Origin of the sequence: Pseudomonas sp. Tri1 (genome assembly GCF_017968885.1) — a bacterium.
Lineage (GTDB): Bacteria > Pseudomonadota > Gammaproteobacteria > Pseudomonadales > Pseudomonadaceae > Aquipseudomonas.
Map to the genome: position 1 here is coordinate 6,122,872 of NZ_CP072913.1, position 22,075 is coordinate 6,144,946.

The window sequence follows — 22,075 nt, forward strand, 5'->3', positions numbered from 1 at the left end:
ACCAGTGTGGGAGCGAGCTTGCTCGCGATGGGGCCTGCCCTGACACCACCGACCCCACGGGCATTTCCCGGAGAATCTAAATGACTGACACCCCCCTGTCCCCCACCGAGTTCGAAGCGGCCCTGCGCGCCAAGGGCGCGTATTACCACATCCATCACCCCTATCACGTGGCGATGTATGAAGGCCGCGCGACTCGCGAGCAGATCCAGGGTTGGGTCGCGAACCGGTTTTACTATCAGGTGAACATCCCGCTCAAGGATGCCGCGATCCTGGCCAACTGCCCGGATCGGGAAATCCGCCGTGAGTGGATTCAGCGTCTACTCGACCATGACGGTGCGCCTGGTGAAGACGGTGGCATCGAAGCCTGGCTACGACTGGGCCAAGCCGTGGGCCTGGACCCCGATCAACTGCGCTCACAGGAATTGGTGCTGCCGGGTGTGCGTTTCGCGGTGGACGCCTATGTCAACTTCGCCCGCCGGGCCTGCTGGCAGGAGGCCGCCAGCAGCTCACTGACCGAACTCTTCGCGCCGCAGATCCACCAGTCGCGCCTGGACAGCTGGCCGCAGCATTACCCGTGGATCGACCCGGCCGGCTACCAATACTTCCGCACTCGTCTGAGCCAGGCCCGGCGTGATGTGGAGCACGGCCTGGCGATTACCTTGCAGCATTACACCACCCGCCAAGGGCAGGAGCGCATGCTGGAAATTCTCCAGTTCAAACTGGACATCCTGTGGAGCATGCTCGACGCCATGAGCATGGCCTATGAATTGAACCGCCCGCCCTACCACAGCGTGACCGCGCAACGGGTGTGGCACAAAGGGATCGCCTTATGAGTTTCGACCGCAGCAAAACCCCGCGCTGGCGCCCCGGCTATCGCTTCCAGTACGAACCGGCACAGAAGGGCCATGTGCTGCTCTATCCTGAAGGCATGATCAAGCTGAACGACAGCGCTGCGCTGATCGGCGGTCTGATCGACGGTGAACGGGATGTCGCGGCCATCATCGACGAGTTGGCCAAGCAATTCCCGGGCGTACCGGAACTCGGTGACGACATCGAGCAATTCATGGAGGTCGCCCGTGCACAGCACTGGATCGAACTTGCCTGACGCTAACGGGCTACCGCCCAAGCCTGAAGTCGGCCTGCCGCTGTGGTTGCTGGCGGAGTTGACCTATCGTTGCCCGCTGCAATGCCCGTATTGCTCCAACCCGTTGGATTTTGCCGAGCAAGGCCAGGAGCTGAGCACCGAGCAGTGGTTCAAGGTCTTTCGCGAAGCCCGAGAGATGGGTGCCGCGCAACTGGGTTTTTCCGGCGGCGAACCGTTGGTGCGCCAGGACCTCGCCGACCTGATCGGCGAGGCACGCAGGCTGGGCTTCTATACCAACCTGATCACCTCCGGCATCGGCTTGACCGAACAGAAAATCAGCGACTTCAAGAAGGCCGGCCTGGACCATATCCAGATCAGTTTCCAGGCCAGCGACGAGCAAGTTAACAACCTGCTGGCCGGCTCGAAAAAAGCCTTCGCGCAAAAACTGGAAATGGCCCGGGCAGTCAAAGCCCACGGTTATCCGATGGTGCTGAACTTCGTGACCCATCGGCACAACATCGACAAGATCGACCGCATCATCGAGTTGTGCATCGCCCTTGAGGCGGATTTCGTCGAACTTGCCACCTGCCAGTTTTACGGCTGGGCGCAACTCAACCGAGTGGGGCTGCTACCGACCAAGGAGCAGCTGGTCCGCGCTGAGCGTATCACCAACGAATACCGCGCCAAACTGGAAGCCGAAGGGCATCCGTGCAAGCTGATTTTCGTGACCCCGGACTATTACGAAGAACGCCCGAAAGCCTGCATGAACGGCTGGGGCAGCATATTCCTGACCGTGACGCCGGACGGCACTGCCCTGCCCTGTCATGGCGCCCGACAAATGCCCGTGCAATTTCCTAACGTGCGCGACCACAGCATGCAGCACATCTGGTACGACTCGTTCGGCTTCAACCGCTTTCGCGGTTACGACTGGATGCCCGAGCCCTGCCGCTCCTGCGATGAAAAAGAAAAGGACTTCGGCGGCTGTCGCTGCCAGGCGTTCATGCTCACGGGCGACGCCAGCAACGCCGACCCGGTGTGCAGCAAGTCGCAACACCACGGTATGATTCTTAAGGCTCGCGAAGAAGCCGAGCACGCCACCCAAACCATTGAGCAACTGGCCTTTCGCAATGAACGAAACTCGCGCCTCATCGCCAAAGGCTGATCCGTTCAGCGCCGCCCAGGCCGTTGCTGCCGGCACCGACTTCGCCGAACTGCAGGTCGGTCCCCTAGGCTTGTTCTGGAATGAATACCGTCCCGAAGACGGCGCCTGCCGGATCTGGCATTGGCAGGATGCCAAGGCCCGTTGCCTGACCCCGGATGGGTTCAGCGCCCGCAGCCGGGTCTACGAATACGGCGGCGGGTCGTTCTGCCTGAGCGATGACGGCGTGCTGTTTGTCAATGAGTCCGACCAGCAGCTGTATCACCAGTCACTGGCCGATTCGCGCCCGGTGAGACTGACCTCGGGAGACTGTCGATACGGTGACCTTCATTTCGTCTGCGGCCAGCTGCTGGCGGTGGAGGAACAGGGTAATCAACATCGGCTGGTGTCGATCGGACTGACGGATCATCAACGGCATCTGCTGGCTGAAGGCGCGGACTTCTATGCTTCACCGACCGTGAGCCCCGATGGTCAGCGGCTCGCCTGGATTGAGTGGAGCCGTCCCCATCAGCCATGGACTGCAACGCGGCTGATGCTGGCCGAGCGCGTAGCTTCGGGGTGGGGTGAGCCGCGCTGTGTGGCGGGCAACGGTGAAGAAGAGTCCATCCAACAGCCGCGCTTCGATGGCGCCAATCGCCTTTATTGCCTGACTGATCGCGGTGGCTACTGGCAGCCCTGGGTCGAGTCGGGCCACGGCCTGGAACCGCTGCCCGCCACTGAAGCCGATCATGCCCCGGCGCCGTGGCAATTGGGTGGCAGCACTTGGCTGCCATTGGATGAACACGCTTACCTGGCGAGTTGGACCGCGGCGGGTTTCGGCCGTCTGGGCTTATGCCGCAGCAACGGTGGCAACGAGGACTTTACCGGGACCTACAGCCGCTTTCGCAGCCTGGCGCTGGATGAGCAGTTCATTTACGCCGTCGCTGCCTCGCCAACCAGTCCGTCGGCGGTGATTGCGATTGAGCGGCAAAGTCATGAAGTGAGGGTGCTGGCCGGTGGCGTCGCACCGTTGCCCGTCGAGCAAATCAGTCGTCCGCAAACCCTGCGATATCCCTCGGCTTCAGGTGAAGCCCATGGGTTCTTTTATCCAGCCATGAGTGCTGAAGAGAAACCTCCATTGGTGGTGTTCATTCACGGTGGCCCCACCTCAGCCTGTTATCCCCTGTTCGATCCGCGCATCCAGTACTGGACCCAGCGCGGCTTTGCCGTCGCCGACCTCAACTACCGTGGCAGCAGCGGCTATGGTCGGGCTTATCGACAAGCGCTGCATTTGAACTGGGGCATAGTGGATGTCGAAGATGCCTGCGCGGTGGTGGCGTACCTGGATGAGCAAAACCTGGTCGATGGCCGTCGTGCATTCATTCGCGGCGGCAGTGCCGGTGGGTATACGACCCTTTGCGCCTTGGCGTTCCATGACATCTTCCGCGCCGGCGCAAGCCTTTATGGCGTGAGCGACCCGATCGCCCTGGGCCGTGCCACACACAAATTCGAAGCGGATTACCTGGACTGGTTGATTGGCGACCCGCAACGAGATGCCCAACGCTACCGCGCCCGTACGCCACTGCTGCATGCCGATCAAATCCGCGTACCGGTGATCTTTTTCCAGGGCGAACTGGACGCCGTAGTCGTACCGCAGCAGACCCGAGACATGGTCGCCGCTCTAGAAGACAGCGGGGTGATGGTCCAAGCACACTATTACTCGGAAGAGCGCCACGGCTTCCGCAAGGCGGCTAACCAGGCGCATGCGCTGGAGCATGAGTGGTTGTTTTATCGTAGGGTGATGGGTAGCGAGCAGTAGAAAGCCGCAAAAACGGTGGGAGCGAGCTTGCTCGCGATAGCGTCGGTTCAGTCAACATCTCAGTAGACTGATTGACCGCTATCGCGAGCAAGCTCGCTCCCACAGGGTTTTGACTATTCAACTAATCTAGCGCCAGGCCCTTAGCGCTTGGCGATGATGTACACCGCATGCACGATGCCCGGGATGTAACCCAGCAGTGTCAGCAGGATATTCAGCCAGAAAGCCCCGCCAAAACCGACTTGCAGGAACACACCCAACGGCGGCAGCAGAATGGCGATGATGATTCGAATGATATCCATGGATGACTCCTGATTGGCGATGGCTACGTTGCCATATAGCTCATTGACCCACGACCGCTCGTCAGGGTTCAGTGAAAAACATTCAGGATGGGCGGCCGAACGGCCAAATCCACTCACGACAAAAAACGCAGGCAAAAGAAAACCCCGCCGAAGCGGGGTTTTGCAGACTGTTTCCCTGACATCCATTTCACTCCGCCTTCCTGGCAGAATCCTACGTGTCCGTGTTGTTGCTTTGCGCATCCTGCGCGACGTCCATGTGAAGTAGATTAGCCCTGGATCCAATCTGCCGATAGAGGGAAAACGCCAGCACATTGTGTAAGCGTTTGCTTACACAATGTCAGCTTTTAGAACTGTCCGGGCTCCAACAGGAACAGCGACTCGCTGCCCGCTTTCACCGAAGCACTCAAGGAATGAATGCGCGGCAGCAAACGAGCGAAGTAGAACCGCGCCGTGCCCAGTTTGCTCGCGTAGAAATCATCCTGGCTTTCTTTGCCCAAGGCCGCCTTGGCCATCAGCGCCCACATGTAGGCGTAAGCGGTGTAACCAAACGCCTGGAGATACTCCACCGAAGCCGCACCGATTTCATTCGGGTTGGTCTTCGCCCGATCCAGCAGCCATTCAGTCAGTTCGTCCAACGTACCGACCGCATCGTTCAGCGGTTTGGTGAACTCCGCCAGGTCGCTGCTTGCGGTGGCGGTGAAGTGACGGATTTCATCGGCGAACAGTTTGTAGAACGCACCGCCGCTGCCGACGATCTTGCGCCCCACCAGGTCCAGCGCCTGGATGCCGTTGGTGCCTTCGTAGATTTGCGTGATACGCACATCGCGCACCAGTTGCTCCTGACCCCATTCACGAATGTAGCCGTGGCCGCCGAAAATCTGTTGGCCGTGGACCGTAGTTTCCAGGCCCAAGTCAGTCAGGAAGGCCTTCGCCACTGGCGTCAGCAATGCCACCAAGTCTTCGGCGCGTTTGCGGGTAGTCGGCTCTTCGCTGAACTTGGCGGTGTCCAGTTGCATCGCAACGTAGGTGGAAAAGGCCCGGCCACCCTCGTTCGACGCTTTCATGGTCAGCAACATCCGGCGTACATCCGGGTGGACGATGATCGGGTCGGCAACCTTGTCCTTGTTCTGCGCGCCGGTTGGCGAACGGCTTTGCAGGCGGTCACGGGCGTATTCGATGGCGTTCTGGTAGGAGCGCTCACCGGAGGCCAGGCCTTGGATACCGACGCCCAGACGTTCGTAGTTCATCATGGTGAACATTGCCGCCAGGCCTTTGTTCGGCTCGCCTACCAGGTAACCCACGGCTTCGTCGAAGTTCATCACGCAAGTGGCGGATGCCTGGATACCCATCTTGTGCTCGATCGAGCCGCAGTTGGCCGGGTTGCGCGCGCCCAGGCTGCCATCGGCGTTGACCATGAACTTGGGCACCAGGAACAAGGAAATGCCTTTCGGGCCAGCCGGCGCATCCGGCAGTTTCGCCAATACCAAGTGAATGATGTTCTCGGTGAGGTCGTGTTCGCCACCGGTGATGAAAATCTTGGTGCCGCTGACTTTGTAGGAACCGTCGGCCTGGGGTTCAGCCTTGGTGCGAATGATCCCCAAGTCCGTACCGGCGTGAGGTTCGGTCAGGCACATCGAGCCGGCCCAGACACCAGCGTACATGTTCGGCAAATACGCAGCTTTCAGCTCTTCGCTGGCATGGGCATTGATCGACAGGCAAGCCCCAGCGGTCAACATCGGGTACAGACCGAAGGAAAGGCTGGCGGAATTGACCATTTCCTCGACCTGGGCCGAAACGGCCTTGGGCATGCCCATGCCGCCGTATGCCGGATCACCACCGACACCAACCCAACCGCCTTCAGCGTAAGTCTTGTATGCCTGTGGGAAACCTGCCGGCGTGGTGACGGCTCCGTCAGCCCAGTGGCAACCTTCTTCGTCAGCCGCACGACTGAGGGGGGCGATGCTTTTGCTGGTGACTTTGCCGGCCTCCTCGAGAATCGCCTCGACGGTTTCAGCGTCGACGGTCTCGGCCAGGGCCGGCAGCTCGGCCCAGAGTTTGGCGACCTCGAACACTTCATTGAGGACGAAGCGCATATCGCGCAGGGGCGCTTTGTAGTCAGCCATGGCAAACCTCGCAGGATCTAAACAGTTGGTTCGTAAGAAAACGGTTTTTGCAGTGGTCGGAGTGTACCTCAACAACTTTTGCGACACATAGGGTCAACCAATGACCGTTTTGTTATTTTTGGTCACAAAGGAAGATTAGGTGATTTATCGTGGCGAGGGAGCTTGCTCCGCCGGGATGCGCAGCAGCCCCTCTTTGTGAATGCTGCGCACTCAAGCGGGAGCAAGCTCCCTCGCCACGGTTCAATTGTCAGAGCGCAAACAACTCCGCCGGCAGCTTCATCAGACAATCGCTTCCCGCCTCGACAGCGGCGCGGTGAGCGGCCGTGCGCGGCAGCAGGCGCTTGAAGTAGAACTCGCAAGTCGCCAGTTTGCCCCGGCAGAAATCCCCATCCCCGTTACCGCTGTCGAGTTGCGCCTGGGCCACCAACGCCATACGCAGCCACAGGTAGGCCAAGATGATGTAACCGCTGTACATCAGATAATCCACGGAAGCGGCGCCCACTTCATCCGGGTTCTTCATAGCGGCCATGCCGACGTGGGTGGTCAGTTCGCCCCACTGCTGGTTGAGCCCGTCGAGTTGCGCGATATAGTCCTTCAGTTGCGGATGTTGCCCGTTGGCAGCGCAGAACTTATGGACGATTTTAGTGAAGCCTCGCAGCAACTTGCCCTGGCTGCCCAGCACCTTGCGTCCCAATAGATCCAGGGCCTGGATGCCGTTGGTACCTTCATAGATCGGCGCGATGCGGCAGTCGCGCACCAACTGTTCCATGCCCCATTCGCGAATGAAACCATGGCCGCCAAACACCTGCATGCCGTGGTTGGTCACCTCCAGCCCGGTGTCGGTCATGAAGGCCTTGCAGATCGGGGTGAGGAACGCCAGCAGGTCCTCGGCGTCCTGGCGAGCGGTTTCGTCTTGACTCAGGTGTGCGGTGTCCAACAGTTGCGCGGTGAAATACGTCAGCGCCCGGTTGCCTTCATTGAAGGCCTTCATGGTCAGCAACATCCTGCGTACATCCGGATGAACGATGATCGGGTCGGCGGCTTTTTCCGGCGCCTTGGGGCCGGTCAGCGCGCGCATCTGCAAACGGTCGTTGGCATATTTGATCGCGCCCTGGAAACTCGCTTCCCCCAGACACAAGCCTTGCATGCCGGTGCCGAGTCGGGCGTGATTCATCATGGTGAACATGCAATTAAGGCCTTTGTTCGGCTCGCCGATCAAAAAACCCTGGGCTCCATCGAAGTTCAGCACGCAGGTGGCCGACGCCTTGATCCCCATTTTGTGCTCGATCGAGCCGCAGGAAACGCCATTGCGCACCCCCGCCTCGCCAGTGGCATCGGGCAGGAATTTAGGCACGATGAACAGCGAGATGCCTTTGGTCCCGGCGGGAGCGTCCGGCAACTTGGCCAGCACCAAATGGATGATGTTATCGCTCATGTCGTGCTCGCCGGCAGAGATGAAAATCTTGCTGCCGGAGATTGCGTAGCTGCCGTCGGCCTGGGGCACGGCGCGGGTCTTGATGATGCCCAGGTCCGTGCCGCAGTGGGCTTCGGTCAGGCACATGGTGCCGGTCCACTGGCCGGCGGTGAGTTTACTCAGGTAGGTCTGTTTCTGTTCTTCGGTGCCGTGGGCATGAATGGCCGACATCGCGCCGTGGGTCAGGCCCGGGTACATGCCCCAGGAAGTGTTGCTGGAGCCAACCATCTCGCTGATGACCAGCCCCAGGGAGCTGGGCAGGCCCTGGCCACCATATGTCGGATCCGCCGCCAGCCCATGCCAGCCACCCTCCACGTATTGTGCGAAAGCCTGTTTGAAGCCCGTAGGCGTAGTCACTACGCCATTGTCGAAATGGCAGCCCTCTTCGTCACCCGAGCGATTGAGTGGCGCCAGCACATTCTCACAAAATTTGGCGCCCTCCTCGAGGATCGCGCTGACCATGTCCGGGCTGGCATCGCTGGCCCCCAGCTCGGCATAACGGCCATGGAAATCGAAGACGTGATCGATCAGAAAGCGCATGTCGCGCAGCGGGGCTTTGTACTCGGGCATGGTGGTTTTCTCCGGTAGCAGATCGTTTCAACCTACTGCCGGCTACCGAGGCCCACAATCACAGTCCAGGCGCTGAATGCGCCGTCATCACTCAACCCGCGGCGGCGTCCATGCGCACCGCGCCGCGCCGGTTCTGCCCATAGGCAATCACACAGTTGCGCCCCGCGCCCTTGGCGTTATAGAGGGCCTGGTCAGCGGACTTGAGCACTTCTTCAGGCGTGCGTTGCTCGAGGCGCTCGGCCACGCCAATGCTGACGGTCACCGATACGCTGGATGCAGCAGACCCGGAGCGACGCTGACGGCCTTGTTGATCGTCCTGGGGACGGCTGTCGGGATTGCGCAACTGAATACTGTACGTTTCGATAGACTGGCGGATGACTTCCAGATGGGGCATGCACTCATCAATGGTTTTGCCTGCAAACACCAGGGCAAACTCCTCGCCGCCGTAGCGATACGCCCTACCACCACCGCCGATCTTCGATAGTTTGCTGGCCACCAGGCGCAGCACCTGGTCGCCCACATCGTGGCCGTGGGTGTCGTTGAATTTCTTGAAGTGGTCTACGTCGCTCATCGCCAACACATAATTGCGCCCCAGGCGCTGCATGCGCTCATTCAGCGCCCGACGTCCCGGCAAGCCGGTGAGTTCGTCACGGAAGGCCATTTGATAGGCCTCATGGGCGACCGCCGCGGCGATCATCAGCATCACCTGGCTGCACATGATGTTCAGGGTGAACGGCAGGATGAAGGTTTTCGGCAACATCCAGAACAACCCCAGCAACCCCACCAATTGCGCCGCGTGCAATGGCCGAGGGTGACGCCAGTATTGCCAGGCCAACAACAGGAATGCAGCGGCGAACATCGGATACGACAACTGGATCAGGCTCATCCAGGCACCGTGCAACGCGGGCCAGCGGATCTCCGAAAGCCAAAGCAGCAACGCCTGGGGAAAACTTTGCTCCAGGGCCAGCGCCACACTGCCAAACACCAGCAGCACGGCGAACCGCGCCACCATGTCCTGGAACAGGTGGGTGCGCTCCTGCCACGCTGCGAACAACCCGAACAACAGTGGCAACAACAGGCAGACGAGGTGGAACACCACCGCAGCGTCTTCGCGCACCTTGCCGTTATCGCGGTAGAAGTCAGTCTGGGTGTCCAGCAGGAAGTAGGCGATGTACACCGTGACCATCAGAAACAGTTCACGCTGACGTCGGTAGACGGCGCAATACGCACCCCCCAGCAACAACACCAACGTAGGAAGGACGTTGAACAGCGAGGTGAAGAAAACGTTGAGATCCTTGACGTACGCAGCCGCGAGCCCCGCCAGCAACAGCAGCAAGGACGGTAGGAAATGGCTGAAACGTACAGCGGAAGAACGCGGCAAGGGTAAAGCTCCGACCGGGCTGAGCAAAGATGGCATTGTGCCTGCAACTGAAGCAGTAAGGCACGCGAGATGTGACAGATGTCACACTGCCATCGCTGTAACGGCAGAGGGGGCGGTTTTCTTAGGGTTGAGTTGGATGAATATTGTTTCAGGATCGCCTTTGATGCCCTGTGGGAGTGAGCTTGCTCCCACAGGGGGGCTTCGCCGGGCATGAAAAAGCCGCTGCTCCCAAGGAAGCAGCGGCTTTTCAGAAGAAACGCGTAAGGCTTAGTAGCCCAGCGCGAAGTCCTCTTCTTTCATGTCCATCAGGTTGTTGGCGCCCGACAGCATGGTTGCCACGTGAGTGCGGGTACGCGGCAGGATGCGCTGGAAGTAGAAGCGCGCGGTCTGCAGCTTGGCGGTGTAGAAGGCTTCCTCAGTAGTGCCGGCAGCAAGTTTTTCCGCAGCCAGGCGTGCCATGTCGGCCCAGAAGTAAGCCAGGCAGGCATAACCGGAGTACATCAGGTAGTCCACCGACGCCGCGCCGACTTCTTCACGATCTTTCATCGCCGCCATACCGACCTTCATGGTCAGCTCGCCCCATTCCTTGTTCAACGCAGCCAGAGGTCCTACGAACTCTTTGATCGCTTCATTGCCTTCGTTGCCTTGGCAGAACTTGTGGACAATCTTGGTGAAGCCCTTGAGCGCTTCGCCCTGGGTCATCAGCACTTTACGGCCCAGCAGGTCGAGAGCCTGGATGCCGGTGGTGCCTTCGTACAGCATCGAGATACGGCTGTCGCGCACGTTCTGTTCCATGCCCCACTCGGCGATGAAGCCGTGGCCGCCGTAGATCTGCACGCCATGGTTGGCCGATTCGAAGCCGACTTCGGTCATGAACGCCTTGGCGATCGGCGTCATGAACGCCAACAGCGCATCAGCTTTTTTCTTCTCTTCTTCGTCCACACCGTACTTGACGATGTCGACTTGCTTGGCAGTGAAGTAGACCATCGCCCGGTTACCTTCGGCGAACGCTTTCATGGTCAGCAGCATGCGACGCACGTCAGGGTGCACGATGATCGGGTCGGCCGCCTTGTCCGGCGCTTTCGGGCCAGTCAGGGAGCGCATTTGCAGGCGGTCACGCGCATATTTCAGGCCGCCTTGGAAACCGATCTCGGCGTGGGCCAGGCCTTGCAGCGCGGTGCCCAGGCGTGCGGTGTTCATGAAGGTGAACATGCAGTTCAGGCCTTTGTTCGCTGGACCGATCAGGAAACCAGTGGCCGCGTCGAAGTTCATCACGCAAGTGGCGTTACCGTGGATACCCATCTTGTGTTCCAGGGAACCGCAGCTAACCGCGTTGCGCTGACCGATGGAGCCGTCGGCGTTAGGCAGGAATTTTGGAACGATGAACAGCGAAATACCCTTGGTACCGGCTGGTGCGTCCGGCAGGCGCGCCAGAACGATGTGGACGATGTTGTCGGCCATGTCGTGTTCGCCGGCCGAAATGAAGATCTTGGTACCACTGACCTTGTAAGTACCGTCGGCCTGTGGCTCGGCCTTGGTGCGCAACATGCCCAGGTCGGTGCCGCAGTGCGGTTCGGTCAGGCACATGGTGCCGGTCCATTCGCCGGAAACCAGCTTGGTCAGGTAGGCCTCTTGCTGCTCAGGCGTGCCGTGTTCGGAAATGGTGTTCATCGCGCCATGGGACAGGCCTGGGTACATGCCCCACGACCAGTTGGCTTCGCCGACCATTTCGCTGACCGCCAGGCCCAGGGATTCGGGCAGGCCTTGACCGCCGTGCTCGACGTCGTGGGCCAGGCTTGGCCAGCCACCTTCGACGAATTGTTTGTAGGCTTCCTTGAAACCGGTCGGGGTTTTCACGCCGGACTCGCTCCAGGTGCAGCCTTCGAGGTCGCCCACGCGGTTCAGCGGAGCCAGCACCTGCTCACAAAACTTGGCGCCTTCTTCGAGAATGGCGTCAACCATGTCCGGAGTTGCATCCTGGCAAGCCGGAAGGCTCTGATAATGCGCTTCATAGCCAAGCAGTTCGTCACGAACGAAGCGAATATCACGCAAGGGGGCCTTGTAGTCAGGCATAGCGATAAACCTCTGCTGATGTAACCGGGAATGAGCGACCGCGTGGATTTGTTGTAGCGGTCAAACAGTTGTTTGAAACATACGTTTACGCCCAAATCTTGTCAAGCGCCGATCTTTTGCCATTCGTCATCAGCTAGAGAAAAAAGTCGGACACGGGAAATCCATCGCAGTGAAGGATCCGCGACGCGCGTAAGAAAAGATTAGTTGAGCAAGAAGACGTTAGAGACAAAAACGCCGCGAATAATCGCGGCGTTCTCGCAAAGACGGGAAGACAGATCAGGCGAAGGTATCGATCAACGTCCCGAGCATTTCGTCGGATGCCTTGGCGACATTAACGCCCAGTTGCACCTGGAACTTGCCTTGGGCCATCTCGACCATGTTGCTGGCCAGGTCCGATTGCTGGCTACGGTCTACTGAACGCAGGCGATCTACCTGGACTTCGGACGACTGGCTGGTGACCGATCGCTCGATCGTATTGTTGGCGATCTCGCTGGACGCTTGATCGACACGGTTCTGCCCTGTCTGAATAGTGCTCAGACCGGCATAGAACGCGGTGCTTCCTGAGATTTCCATGGCAGGGCTCGTCTTCTTGAAGGGTCGACAGTGGCCATTGAATCAGAAGCCTGCGGAAAAGGCCCGACAAAAACACTAATGGCACAGTGCCTTGTCATAGCCAAAACCTTCACCGGACTGATTAATCCAGCAGATCCAGGTGCAGATGCTCCGCCACCCTATCGGCGGTGACACCCTTGATCCTCGGTACTCGTCCCAGGCACGGCGCCGGGAGGCGTTCGGCCAGGGTGGCGAGGTTTTCTTCCAGGCGTGACGTCTTGGGGTCGATGATGTTCGCCACCCAACCGGCCAGTTGCAGGCCGTCCCGGGCGATGGCCTCGGCGGTCAGCAACGCATGGCTGATGCAACCCAGGCGCACGCCCACCACCAGGATCACCGGCAGGCCCAGCGCTATCGCCAGGTCCGAGAGGTTGTCCTGGTCGGCCAACGGTACACGCCAACCGCCCGCGCCCTCGATCAGTGTGAAATCGGCCTCCTGGGCCAGCACATTACGCATCGGGCCCAGCAACGATTGCACTGTCAGCGCCACGCCGGCTTCCCGGGCGGCCAGGTGAGGCGCAATGGCCGGCTCGAACGCCACGGGATTGACCTGCGCATACTCAAGCGGCACCGAGCACTCGGCCAACAGCGCCAAGGCATCGGCGTTGCGCAGGCCCTTGGGCGTTACTTCGCAACCAGAAGCCACGGGTTTGCCCGCTGCGGTGCTCATGCCGGCCTGTCGCGCGGCATGCAGCAGACCGGCCGCAACGGTGGTCTTGCCCACATCGGTGTCGGTGCCGGTAATGAAATAGGCCTGGCTCATAGCGGTTTCTCCAAGACGGCGTAGACCACCTGATAGGTCGCGGGCAACCCCTGCGCCTGTCGAAACTGTTCGTAGGCTTCAACCAACGCCAGGATCCTCGCCCTGCCCGTCAACCCACCGGGCCGGCCAGGGTTCAGATTGTGGGCGCCCAAGGCCTTCAGCTCGTGGGTCAGACTGCGCACATCGGAGTAATGCAACACATGGGGACGATTTTCAAGACTGACAACATGCAACCCGCTGGCTGCGCACAATTGTTGATAGGTTTCGAATGCGCGGAAACGGTTGACGTGCACCAGGCCATCCACCTGACGCCAACTGTCGCGCAACTCGTACAAAGTGCCCACGCAAAGGCTGGTGAAAGCAAACACTCCACCGGGTTTCAATACACGATGGGCCTCGTTCAGTACCCCGGCAAAATCCGCGCACCACTGCACCGCCAGGCTGGAGAACACCAAATCGCAACTCGACGCCTGCAAGGGCAGCCGCTCGGCGTCACCGGCTACAAAATGCGCAGCTCCACCCTGGGGACGAGCGTGGTTGAGCATGCCTTCGGCGATATCCAGCGCTAGGCCGTTTGCCTCACCAAAGCGCGCGCCCAAGGCCCGGGTGAAATAACCCGTACCGCAGCCCAGGTCCATCCAGCGTTCCGGTACGAGTGAAGGTGGCACCCGCTGCAGCAATTGCTGGCCGACATCGCGCTGCAGTTCAGCCACGCTGTCATAACTGGTTGCAGCCCGGGAAAACGAGGCCGCCACCTGGCGCTTGTCGGGCAAGGCGCCGGGGAATTTGGGAAGAGACAAATCAGTCATCACCGGACTCATGCAAAAAAGCCTGGATCGCCCCCGCCACACCGTGCGGGTCCTCCAGAAGGAATCCGTGGCCGGCCTGTTCGATCAGGCCGATTTCGACATCCGGCAGCAATACCAGCAACTCACCCGCCGCCTCGGCCGGAACCAGGGCATCGAGCCCGGCAAACAGATGCAGTTGCGGGCCACGAAAGCTTTGCAATGCTTGGCGGGTGTCCAGTTGCGCCAGCAGTTCGAGCCCGGCCATCAAGACCTCTGGCGAAGTACTCGGCGCACCGGCCAGCAGCAACCGTGACAACCCGCGCGGATCGCCGCAGCCCTGGGCGCACAGCAGACTGAAACGCTTGAGGGTCTGGCGAGGGTCGGCGGCACATCCGGCGAGAAAACCATCGAAGGTTTCACCGACCATTGCGTGCGGCCATTGCTCATGGGCGACGAACGAGGGATTGCTCGCCAAGGTCAGCAAGCCGCAGCAGCGCTCGCCCCGACGCGCCGCCAGCGCCGAAGCCAACATGCCACCCAGGGACCAACCGCCCAGCCAGGCATCCTGAGGCACAACGGCATCCAACTCTTCGAGCCATTCATCGGGGTCACTCGATGTCAGGGCCGGCAACGGCTCGATTTCCACCCGCAGATGTTCGTCGAGACCTTGCAGCGCCGCCGCCAGCGGCTCCAGCGGTGAAACACCCAGGCCCCAACCGGGCAGCAGTATCAGTCGATCACGCATGGCTTGGCTCCGGTCCCAGTTGGGCAAAACACTCGGCCAGTGCATTCAACAATAGTTGCACCTGGGCTTCGCTGTGGGCGGCGGTCAGGGTCACGCGCAAACGGGCACTGCCGGCCGGTACGGTGGGCGGGCGAATCGCGGTGACCATCAGCCCGCGCTCACGCAGCATCTGCGACAAACGCATCGCCCGCCCCGCATCACCGATCAGGATCGGCTGGATCGGCGTGAAGCTGTCCATCAATTGCAGACCGATCTGTTCGGCGCCATGACGGAACTGACGGATCAGCACCTGCAAATGCTCACGCCGCCAATGCTCGCTGCGCAACAGCTCAAGGCTCTTGAGCGTCGCACAGGCCAGGGCCGGCGGTTGGCTGGTGGTGTAGATGTAGGGGCGGGCGAACTGGATCAGGCTCTCGATCAGTTCTTCACTGCCGGCGACAAAAGCGCCGGCGGTGCCGAAGGCCTTGCCCAAGGTGCCAACCAGCACCGGCACGTCATCCTGGCTCAAGCCAAAATGCTCGACGATACCGCCGCCATTGGCCCCCAGTGGACCGAAGCCATGGGCATCGTCGACCATCAGCCAGGCGCCCTTGGCCTTGGCCGCACGGGCCAGTGCCGGCAGGTCGGCGATGTCGCCGTCCATGCTGAATACGCCATCGGTGACCACCAAAGTATTGCCGGTGGCTTTCTCCAGGCGGTTGGCCAGGCTTTGGGCATCGTTGTGCAGATAACGATTGAAGCGCGCACCGGACAACAACCCGGCATCGAGCAACGAAGCATGGTTCAGACGATCTTCCAGCACCGTATCGCCCTGCCCCACCAGCGCAGTGACGGCACCGAGGTTGGCCATGTAGCCGGTGGTGAACAGCAGCGCCCGCGGGCGACCGGTCAGGTCGGCCAAGGCTTCTTCCAAGGCATGATGTGGAGCGCTGTGACCGATCACCAGATGAGACGCGCCGCCACCGACGCCCCACCGAGCGGCCCCAGCGCGCCAGGCTTCGATCACTTGCGGGTGATTGGCCAAGCCCAGGTAATCGTTATTGCAGAACGCCAGCAACGGCTGGCCGTCCACCACCACTTCCGGGCCCTGCGGGCTTTCGAGCAACGGGCGCTGGCGATAGAGGTTTTCGGCACGACGGGCAGCCAGGCGTGCGGCGAGATCAAAGGGCATGCAGGCCTCAACTGTTTAAAGACTGGCCAAAGCCCCTTGTGGGAGCGAGCTTGCTCGCGATAGCGGTGTGCCAGTCAACACAAATGTTGAGGGCTCCATCGCTATCGCGAGCAGGCTCGCTCCCACAGTGCCTTGCATTCCAGTCAGGACATCGGTGAGTGATCAAACAGCCGCGTTATAGAACTGTTCGCTGCTCTTCTGCTCCACCAGCGCCTGTTCAATCGCGGCCTGGTGCACTTCATCGGCATGCTCTTCCCGGGCTTCGGGCTGGATACCCAGGCGGGCGAACAGCTGCATGTCCTTGTCAGCCTGCGGGTTGGCGGTGGTCAGCAGTTTGTCGCCGTAGAAAATCGAGTTGGCACCGGCGAAAAATGCCAGGGCCTGCATCTGTTCGTTCATCGCTTCGCGGCCGGCGGACAGGCGCACGTGGGACTTGGGCATCAGGATCCGCGCCACGGCGAGCATGCGAATGAAATCGAACGGATCGACGTCTTCGGCATTCTCCAGCGGCGTGCCGGCGACTTTGACCAGCATGTTGATCGGTACCGACTCCGGATGCTCCGGCAGGTTCGCCAGCTGGATCAACAGGTTGGCGCGGTCGTCCAGGGATTCGCCCATGCCCAGGATGCCACCGGAGCAGATTTTCATCCCCGAATCACGCACGTAGGCCAGGGTTTGCAAACGCTCGCTGTAGGTACGGGTGGTGATGATGCTGCCGTAGAACTCCGGCGAGGTGTCGAGGTTGTGGTTGTAGTAGTCCAGACCGGCCTGGGCCAGCGCCGCAGTTTGCTCCTGGTCGAGGCGCCCCAGGGTCATGCAGGTTTCCAGCCCCATGGCCTTCACACCTTTGACCATCTCCAGCACATACGGCATGTCCTTGGCCGAAGGATGCTTCCAGGCGGCGCCCATGCAGAAACGGGTCGAACCGATGGCCTTGGCCCGCGCGGCCTCTTCGAGGACCTTCTGCACTTCCAGCAACTTTTCTTTTTCCAGCCCGGTGTTGTAGTGACCGGACTGCGGACAATATTTGCAATCTTCCGGGCAGGCGCCGGTCTTGATCGACAGCAGCGTGGAAACCTGGACGCGGTTGGCGTCGAAGTGCGCGCGGTGCACGGTCTGCGCCTGGAACAACAGGTCATTGAATGGCTGAACGAAGAGTGCTTTGACTTCGGCCAAAGACCAGTCATGACGCAGGTTGGCAGTGGTGCTGGCGCTCATGGGCATTTCCTTGATTATGCTTGGCTGGCGCCTGGGGTACGCAATACCCACAGGCACGACACGGATGTTCGGCATATTTAAGGAAGAGCCATGCGCTGTCAACCACGATACGAAGGACCGGTTTACATCTGGTTAAAAAACAAACAATCATGCTTGCTGTGCGGCGAAACCACCGATACACCGCAACCTATCTGCACGCCATGCGAAAGCGAGCTGCCGTGGCTTGGCGATCAATGCAGCGTCTGCGCCCTGCCGCTGCCCATGGCCGGGCTGCGTTGTGGGCAATGCGCCACGCGGCCGCCGGCCTTCGAGCGGGTCCTGGCGCCCTGGGCCTACGACTTCCCGGTGGACAGTCTGATTACCCGCTTCAAGCACCAGGCGAAATGGCCCCTTGGCCGGTTGCTGGGCGAACTGCTGGCGCAGTCGCTGCAACATCATTTCGACGAAGGGCTGGAGCGGCCCGACGCGCTGGTACCGGTGCCACTGGCTGCCCGACGCTTGCGCCAGCGGGGGTTCAACCAGGCGACGCTGCTCGCCCGCTGGCTCAGCGGGCAGTTGGGAATCCCCTGCGAGGAACACCTGCTGCGGCGCATCCAGGACACCCCCGCCCAGCAGGCACTCGATGCCAAGGCCCGGCATACAAACTTGCGCCAGGCCTTTGCCATGCTGCCTGGCGTGTTACTGCACAACCGTCACCTGGCACTGGTGGACGACGTGCTCACCACAGGTGCCACCGCCCAGGCGCTGGCGCGCCTGTTGCTCGACGCCGGCGCGGCACGTGTCGATGTGTATTGCCTGGCGCGCACGCCGAAACCCGGTGAGCCGGCTTGACGAGCCGCGCTCCAGGCGCCAACGTCCGTCCATCAATCACTGCGCGCAGTTCTCCGACATGTCATTGCCCACGCTTCTGACCCAGCACATCGTTCGGCGCCCACAACGCATTGCGCTGCTGCAGCACATCGCCGAACAAGGCTCGATCACCCGCGCCGCCAAGAGTGCGGGCCTAAGCTACAAGGCGGCGTGGGACGCCATCGACGAGCTGAACAACCTGGCGGACCAACCATTGGTGGTGCGCAGCGTCGGCGGCAAGGGCGGTGGCGGCGCCAAGCTGTCTGACGAAGGACAACGCGTGCTGCGTCTGTATCTGCGCCTGCAAGCCTTGCAGTCGCAGTTGCTGGAAGCCAGCGAAGACGTCGGGGACCTGGGCCTGCTCAGTCGCCTGATGCTACGCACCAGCGCCCGCAATCAACTGCATGGCAAGGTGCTGGGCATCGAAGCCCAGGGCCACAACGACCGGGTCCGCCTGGAACTGGCCCGGGGCCTGGCCATCGAAGCTCAGATCACCCACGACAGCACACTGCGCCTGGAACTGACGATCGGCACCGAAGTGGTAGCCCTGATCAAGGCCGGCTGGCTGCAATTGCACCCTGTCGGGCCAGCGGAGCAATCGGAAATCAATACACTACGCGGCGTGATCGAGCAGGTTGCCGCCGCCGAAGACGGCCCCAGTGAAGTGCGTATCAGCCTGCCCAATGGCCAGACGCTCTGCGCCCTGGCCGACCCGCTTCAGTTGCAAGAGCAGAACCTGGCAGCCGGTTCACCGGTGCAAGTGGGGTTTTCGCCAACAAATGTGCTGCTCGGCACACCGCTGTAGCGCGCTGCAACAATAGTTTCATCGGCTCGCTTTAAGGTGACTGCCAAAACCAGCAGGGAGCCTTGAGATGAGCCTATTAGAAGAAAACCAATCCACCGACCTGGAAAAGATCGTCGGCCTGAGCCGCCGCAGTTTCATCAGCGCTGGCGCCCTGTGCGGTGCGGCGATGTTTTTGGGCGGTAACCTGCTGAGTCGCAGCGTCCTGGCCGCCGCCGTGAGCGAAGGCAACAGCAAGCTGCTGGGCTTTGCCAGCATTGCCGCCGCCACGAGCGACACCATCACCTTGCCGCCGGGCTACAAGTCCTCGGTGCTGATCAGTTGGGGCCAGCCGCTACAGAAAAATGCACCGGCGTTCGACCCCAGTGGCAACGGCACCGCCCGCGCACAGGAAATGCAGTTCGGCGACAACAATGACGGCATGAGCCTGTTCCCATTCCCCGGCGACAACGACCGGGCACTGATGGCGATCAACAACGAATACACCAACTATCGCTACCTCTTTGCCCACGGCGGCCAGCCGCAGTCGGCCGAAGACGTGCACAAGGCCCAGGCCAGCGAAGGGGTATCGGTAATCGAGGTCCAGCGTCGTCGTGGTCAGTGGCAGTTCGTCCAGGAATCGCGCTACAACCGCCGGATCCACGGCAATACGCCGATTCGCCTGCGCGGCCCGGCCGCCGGCCACGACCTGCTGAAAACCAGCGCCGACAAGAGCGGCAAGAAAGTGCTCGGTACTTTCCAGAACTGCGCCAACGGCATGACGCCGTGGGGCACTTACCTGACTTGCGAAGAAAACTTCACCGACTGCTTCGGCAGCAGCAAATCCGATTTGCAGTTCGATGAAGCGCAAAAGCGCTATGGCGCCACCGTCACCAGTCGCGAGATCAACTGGCACTTGTACGATCCTCGCTTCGACCTGGCGAAGAACCCCAACGAACTCAATCGCCATGGTTGGGTGGTGGAAATCGACCCGTTCGATCCGCAATCCACCCCGGTGAAACGCACCGCCCTGGGTCGTTTCAAACACGAAAACGCTGCCCTGGCGCAGACCAATGACGGTCGCGCAGTGGTGTACATGGGCGACGATGAGCGCGGCGAGTTCATCTACAAGTTCGTCAGCCGCGAGCGCATCAATCCGCGCAATGCCAAGGCCAACCGCAACCTGCTGGACCATGGCACCTTGTACGTGGCGCGCTTCGATGCCGGCGACGGCAACCCGGACCACCCCAAAGGCAAGGGCCAGTGGATCGAGCTGACCCACGGCAAGAACGGCCTCGACGCCAGCAGCGGTTTCGCCGACCAGGCCGAAGTGCTGATCCATGCGCGCCTCGCCGCCAGCGCCGTGGGTGCCACCCGCATGGACCGCCCGGAATGGATCGTGGTCAGCCCGAAAGACGGACAGGTCTATTGCACCCTCACCAACAACTCCAAGCGCGGCGAAGACGGCCAGCCGGTGGACGGGCCGAACCCTCGGGCCAAGAACGTCTATGGCCAGATCCTGCGCTGGAGAACCGAGCGCGACGATCACGCTTCCAAGACTTTCTCCTGGGATCTGTTCGTGGTCGCCGGTAACCCGACGGTTCACGCCGGCACGCCAAAAGCCGGCTCGTCCAACATCAACGCGCAGAACATGTTCAACAGCCCCGATGGCCTGGGCTTCGACAAGGCCGGGCGGCTGTGGATCCTCACCGACGGCGACTCCAGCAATGCCGGGGACTTCGCCGGCATGGGCAACAACCAGATGCTCTGTGCCGACCCCAACAGCGGCGAAATCCGCCGTTTCATGGTCGGGCCGGTGGGTTGCGAAGTGACCGGGATCAGTTTTGCGCCGGACCAGAAGACCTTGTTCGTCGGGATCCAGCATCCGGGGGAAAACGGCGGCTCGACCTTCCCTGAGCACCTGCCCAATGGCAAGCCGCGGTCTTCGGTGATGGTCATTAGCCGTGAGGATGGCGGAGTGATCGGCGCCTGATTTGGCCTCATCGCGAGCAAGCTCGCCCCCACAGGGATAGGCGGTACGCCGAAGATCCATTGTGGGAGCGAGCTTGCTCGCGATAGCGTCAGCACAGCCGCCACCTATCTGCCTCTGTCTGCGCTACCATGCTGGGCCGGACGCGGCAGCTTTGCCGCTGCGCAGGAGTCAGCATGTCCCATCCGTTTGAAACCCTCACACCCGACCTGGTACTCGACGCCGTTGAAAGCATTGGCTTCCTCAGCGACGCCCGGGTGCTGGCCCTCAACAGCTACGAGAACCGCGTCTATCAGGTGGGCATCGAAGATGCCGAACCGCTGATCGCCAAGTTCTATCGCCCCCAGCGCTGGACCAATGAAGCGATTCTGGAGGAGCACAGCTTCACCTTCGAATTGGCCGAATACGAGGTGCCGGTGGTGGCGCCGCTGATCCACAACGGCGCCAGCCTGCATGAACACGCCGGGTTTCGTTTCACCCTGTTTCCCCGCCGCGGCGGCCGTGCACCGGAGCCGGGCAACCTCGATCAACTCTATCGCCTGGGACAATTGCTCGGGCGCCTGCACGCGGTCGGCGCGACCCGCCCGTTCGAGCATCGCGAAGCCCTGGGCGTGAAAAACTTCGGCCACGACTCGCTGGCCACCGTGCTGGAAAGCGGTTTCGTGCCCCGCAGCCTGCTGCCGGCCTACGAATCGGTCGCCAGAGACCTGCTCAAGCGCGTCGAAGAGGTCTACGCTGCCACGCCCCACAAGAACATCCGCATGCACGGCGACTGCCACCCCGGCAACATGATGTGCCGCGACGAGGTGTTCCACATCGTCGACCTGGACGACTGTCGCATGGGGCCGGCGGTGCAGGACCTGTGGATGATGCTCGCCGGTGATCGCCAGGAATGCCTGGGGCAGTTGTCGGAGTTGATGGACGGCTACCGTGAATTCCACGACTTCGATCCGCGGGAGCTGGCACTGATCGAACCACTGCGTGCCCTGCGCCTGATGCATTACAGCGCCTGGCTGGCGCGGCGCTGGGACGATCCGGCGTTCCCGCGCAGCTTCCCATGGTTCGGCAGCGAACGTTACTGGGGCGACCAGGTATTGGCGTTGCGCGAGCAGTTGGCGGCGCTCAATGAAGAGCCGTTGAAGTTGTTCTGACAGGGCTTGGCCCCAACAGCACCCTGGCCCCTGTGGGAGCGAGCCT

At 61.1% G+C, this 22,075-nt stretch carries 19 protein-coding genes; 8 read left to right on the forward strand and 11 right to left on the reverse strand.

The window, feature by feature from the left end; all coding sequences use genetic code 11:
* Nucleotides 1–80: 80 nt before the first annotated feature.
* Genes pqqC through J9870_RS26755 form a run of 4 tightly spaced genes read left to right on the forward strand, consistent with a single transcriptional unit; the run spans nucleotide 81 to nucleotide 4,041 of the window.
* Complete coding sequence (pqqC, locus tag J9870_RS26740; protein ID WP_210641519.1) at nucleotides 81–833, forward strand: pyrroloquinoline-quinone synthase PqqC; 753 nt, start codon at nucleotides 81–83, stop codon at nucleotides 831–833.
* On the forward strand, nucleotides 830–1,105 hold the full coding sequence (gene pqqD, locus J9870_RS26745; RefSeq protein ID WP_018607357.1) for a pyrroloquinoline quinone biosynthesis peptide chaperone PqqD: 276 nt from the start codon (nucleotides 830–832) through the stop codon (nucleotides 1,103–1,105). The genes pqqC and pqqD overlap by 4 nt, the downstream gene beginning before the upstream one ends.
* Nucleotides 1,077–2,246: a pyrroloquinoline quinone biosynthesis protein PqqE gene (gene pqqE / locus J9870_RS26750; protein ID WP_210641521.1), complete on the forward strand. Its 1,170-nt coding sequence runs from the start codon at nucleotides 1,077–1,079 to the stop codon at nucleotides 2,244–2,246. Before pqqD ends, pqqE begins: the two co-directional genes overlap by 29 nt.
* Complete coding sequence (locus J9870_RS26755) at nucleotides 2,212–4,041, forward strand: S9 family peptidase (protein ID WP_210641523.1); 1,830 nt, start codon at nucleotides 2,212–2,214, stop codon at nucleotides 4,039–4,041. The genes pqqE and J9870_RS26755 overlap by 35 nt, the downstream gene beginning before the upstream one ends.
* A 140-nt stretch (nucleotides 4,042–4,181) precedes the next feature.
* Here J9870_RS26755 and J9870_RS26760 read toward each other — a convergent pair whose 3' ends face one another.
* The 11 genes from J9870_RS26760 to bioB form a co-directional block, all read right to left on the reverse strand.
* Nucleotides 4,182–4,340 (reverse strand): YqaE/Pmp3 family membrane protein, encoded by a 159-nt coding sequence (locus J9870_RS26760; protein WP_038436734.1) that lies wholly within the window; start codon nucleotides 4,338–4,340, stop codon nucleotides 4,182–4,184.
* Between the two features lie 344 nt (nucleotides 4,341–4,684).
* Nucleotides 4,685–6,463: an acyl-CoA dehydrogenase C-terminal domain-containing protein gene (locus J9870_RS26765; protein WP_210641525.1), complete on the reverse strand. Its 1,779-nt coding sequence runs from the start codon at nucleotides 6,461–6,463 to the stop codon at nucleotides 4,685–4,687.
* Nucleotides 6,464–6,710: 247 nt separating this feature from the next.
* Nucleotides 6,711–8,507 (reverse strand): acyl-CoA dehydrogenase C-terminal domain-containing protein, encoded by a 1,797-nt coding sequence (locus J9870_RS26770; protein ID WP_210641527.1) that lies wholly within the window; start codon nucleotides 8,505–8,507, stop codon nucleotides 6,711–6,713.
* Nucleotides 8,508–8,598: 91 nt separating this feature from the next.
* The gene (locus J9870_RS26775) at nucleotides 8,599–9,888 is read right to left on the reverse strand and encodes a GGDEF domain-containing protein (protein WP_210641529.1); all 1,290 of its coding nucleotides are present in this window, start codon (nucleotides 9,886–9,888) and stop codon (nucleotides 8,599–8,601) included.
* 267 nt (nucleotides 9,889–10,155) lie between these two features.
* The gene (locus tag J9870_RS26780; protein ID WP_210641531.1) at nucleotides 10,156–11,961 is read right to left on the reverse strand and encodes a phenylacyl-CoA dehydrogenase; all 1,806 of its coding nucleotides are present in this window, start codon (nucleotides 11,959–11,961) and stop codon (nucleotides 10,156–10,158) included.
* A gap of 276 nt (nucleotides 11,962–12,237) precedes the next feature.
* The gene (locus J9870_RS26785; RefSeq protein ID WP_210641533.1) at nucleotides 12,238–12,534 is read right to left on the reverse strand and encodes a pyrroloquinoline quinone biosynthesis protein PqqE; all 297 of its coding nucleotides are present in this window, start codon (nucleotides 12,532–12,534) and stop codon (nucleotides 12,238–12,240) included.
* A 121-nt stretch (nucleotides 12,535–12,655) separates the two neighbouring features.
* Nucleotides 12,656–13,336, reverse strand: a complete 681-nt coding sequence (gene bioD / locus J9870_RS26790) for a dethiobiotin synthase (RefSeq protein WP_210641534.1) — start codon at nucleotides 13,334–13,336, stop codon at nucleotides 12,656–12,658.
* Nucleotides 13,333–14,145 carry a malonyl-ACP O-methyltransferase BioC gene (gene bioC / locus J9870_RS26795; RefSeq protein ID WP_210641536.1) on the reverse strand — a complete coding sequence of 271 codons (813 nt, stop codon included), beginning with the start codon at nucleotides 14,143–14,145 and terminating at the stop codon, nucleotides 13,333–13,335. Before bioC ends, bioD begins: the two co-directional genes overlap by 4 nt.
* Nucleotides 14,138–14,869: an alpha/beta fold hydrolase gene (locus J9870_RS26800; RefSeq protein WP_210641538.1), complete on the reverse strand. Its 732-nt coding sequence runs from the start codon at nucleotides 14,867–14,869 to the stop codon at nucleotides 14,138–14,140. Before J9870_RS26800 ends, bioC begins: the two co-directional genes overlap by 8 nt.
* Entirely contained in the window at nucleotides 14,862–16,040 is a 1,179-nt protein-coding gene (gene bioF, locus J9870_RS26805) for an 8-amino-7-oxononanoate synthase (protein WP_210641539.1), read from the reverse strand. Before bioF ends, J9870_RS26800 begins: the two co-directional genes overlap by 8 nt.
* Before the next feature lie 162 nt (nucleotides 16,041–16,202).
* A complete protein-coding gene (gene bioB / locus J9870_RS26810; protein WP_210641541.1) occupies nucleotides 16,203–17,258 on the reverse strand; it encodes a biotin synthase BioB in 1,056 nt (351 codons plus the stop codon).
* Between the two features lie 90 nt (nucleotides 17,259–17,348).
* Between bioB and J9870_RS26815 the strand changes: the two genes are divergently transcribed.
* The 4 genes from J9870_RS26815 (at nucleotide 17,349) to J9870_RS26830 (ending at nucleotide 22,029) form a co-directional block, all read left to right on the forward strand.
* Nucleotides 17,349–18,089, forward strand: coding sequence for a ComF family protein (locus J9870_RS26815; protein WP_210641543.1), 741 nt, complete (start codon nucleotides 17,349–17,351; stop codon nucleotides 18,087–18,089).
* A 58-nt stretch (nucleotides 18,090–18,147) separates the two neighbouring features.
* Nucleotides 18,148–18,912 carry a TOBE domain-containing protein gene (locus tag J9870_RS26820; RefSeq protein WP_210645438.1) on the forward strand — a complete coding sequence of 255 codons (765 nt, stop codon included), beginning with the start codon at nucleotides 18,148–18,150 and terminating at the stop codon, nucleotides 18,910–18,912.
* 67 nt (nucleotides 18,913–18,979) lie between these two features.
* Nucleotides 18,980–20,881, forward strand: coding sequence for a PhoX family phosphatase (locus J9870_RS26825; RefSeq protein WP_210641545.1), 1,902 nt, complete (start codon nucleotides 18,980–18,982; stop codon nucleotides 20,879–20,881).
* Nucleotides 20,882–21,054: 173 nt separating this feature from the next.
* Nucleotides 21,055–22,029 (forward strand): serine/threonine protein kinase, encoded by a 975-nt coding sequence (locus J9870_RS26830; protein ID WP_210641547.1) that lies wholly within the window; start codon nucleotides 21,055–21,057, stop codon nucleotides 22,027–22,029.
* Nucleotides 22,030–22,075: the final 46 nt, after the last annotated feature.